Annotated in this window: 2 protein-coding genes; both read left to right on the forward strand. The window is 27.7% G+C overall.

Annotated elements, in window-relative coordinates; genetic code table 11:
- The coding region (locus ADICYQ_RS05005) for a nitroreductase family protein (protein WP_040414642.1) at positions 1-990 on the forward strand (990 nt) is incomplete at its 5' end.
- A gap of 1 nt (position 991) precedes the next feature.
- The coding region (locus ADICYQ_RS05010) for a polysaccharide pyruvyl transferase family protein (protein ID WP_051160121.1) at positions 992-1,962 on the forward strand (971 nt) is incomplete at its 3' end.

The raw sequence follows: 1,962 nt of genomic DNA on the forward strand, positions 1-1,962 counted from the left end.
ATTCCAAATTACCTTTTGAATATTGGAAGAAAAGTTCTTACGGTAAAACGAATCTTTTTTATTTATTTTTATGACTATAAAAGATTCTGTAAATATTCGCCAGTTATCTCCGGTTATAATAATAGAGATAAACTTGAAGCTAAAATCATAGAAAGGTATCATTCAATTGAAAAGGGATTAACGATGCCTGATTTTCGTTTTAATTTTGGTATACCAGTACTTACTTCATTGACAGATAATTGTATAGAATACAATGAGAAGTACGGTGAAAGTACTCAATTAAAACATGCATTATCTGTTATATTTGAATATGAAAAAAAGCATATTGATTCGAAGGTTCCTTTAAACCAAGATACTATAAAAGTATTGAATAATTTAAAAAATAAGATTAAGAACAGAGAAGAATTTCCGCTAGGACAAAAACTTGTTTTTAAAACAGATTATTTTTCAGAAGTTAATAGTAATTTTTCAGCTTTTTCTAATTCTAGAAAAAGTCTTAGAAATTATTTAGAGGACCAAGAAGTTGACTTGAACCTTATTACAAATGCCATTGAGATTGCAAAAAATGCACCTTCTGCATGTAATAGACAATCCGTAAGGGTTTATGTTTTTTCCGATAAGGAACAAATTAAAAAAATATTGAAAATTCAAGGTGGCAATAGAGGGTTCGGTCATTTAACAAATAAATTGATTATTATTACTTCCGATCTTAGTGTCTGGGGTTTTGCAAGAGAAAGAAATCAAACATTTATTGATGGTGGGATATTTGCGATGAATTTATTATATGGCCTTCATTTTCAGCAAATTGGTGCTTGCATTTTAAATTGTAGTTTATCTCCAGAGAATGATGTTAAACTTAGATCTTTAGGTTTTATTAGGGAATCAGAAAATTTTATTTCAATGATTAGTTGTGGAATTTTGCCTGAAAAATTCATGCAAGCAGCTTCTAAACGTCACGAAGTATCGGAAATTTTAACCATTATTAAATAAGATGAAAATAGGAATTATTACATATCAAAGGTCTCATAATTATGGTGCAGTATTGCAAGCCTATGCTTTATTGTCTACCCTTAAAAAAAATGGGCATGATGTTGAAATTGTAGATTATTGGCCACATTATAGAGATGGTATGTATGATAATCTTAAATATAAATTTCTTCCTAATGACATTTCAGTAATTGATAAAACCAAAACAATTGTCACCGATTTTCTCTCTTATGAAAGAAGAATTAGAAGATCTAAAAAGTTTGAAAATTTTATAAAATCTAGATTAAAATTAACTGGTGACACAATTAAAAATGGTGTTGATATAGTTGATAAATTTGATCTTATTATTTATGGAAGTGATCAAATTTGGAGATACAATAACTATAATTTATTTAAAGGTTTTGATCCAGTTTATTGGGGCAAGTTTCCAATTAATTGTCCTAAAAAGATTACTTATGCAGCAAGTATGGGTGTTATGGATATTGATGATTCAAAACTTACATTTGTGAAAGAAAATTTAAGTAATTTTGATAATATTTCAGTTAGGGAAAGTTCTTTAAAGGATCTAATTCAGCCTTTAACAGATAAAAAAATTGATCAAGTTTTAGATCCAGTTTTTTTGTTATCTAAAAATGAATGGAATGAATTAACATTTAAATCAAAGATTAATCGGAAATACGTATTATTTTATAATTTACTTAGTTCAAAAGAAGGTACTTTAATGGCTGATACTATTGCTTTAAAATTAGGCTGTAAAGTCATAGAAATTAGTGGTAATATACAGCCCCTTAAATATTCTAATAGGTTTCAACAAACGACTGGTCCTAAGGAATATGTTAACCTATTTAAAAATGCAGAATTTATTGTGTCTACATCATTTCATGGAGTTGCTTTTTCTATAGTTTTTGATAAACAATTTTATGCTTTAGGAATGGGTAAAAATTCTTCGCGTGTCCAAAGTCTTTTAGATAAATT

The organism is Cyclobacterium qasimii M12-11B, from assembly GCF_000427295.1.
Lineage (GTDB): Bacteria > Bacteroidota > Bacteroidia > Cytophagales > Cyclobacteriaceae > Cyclobacterium > Cyclobacterium qasimii.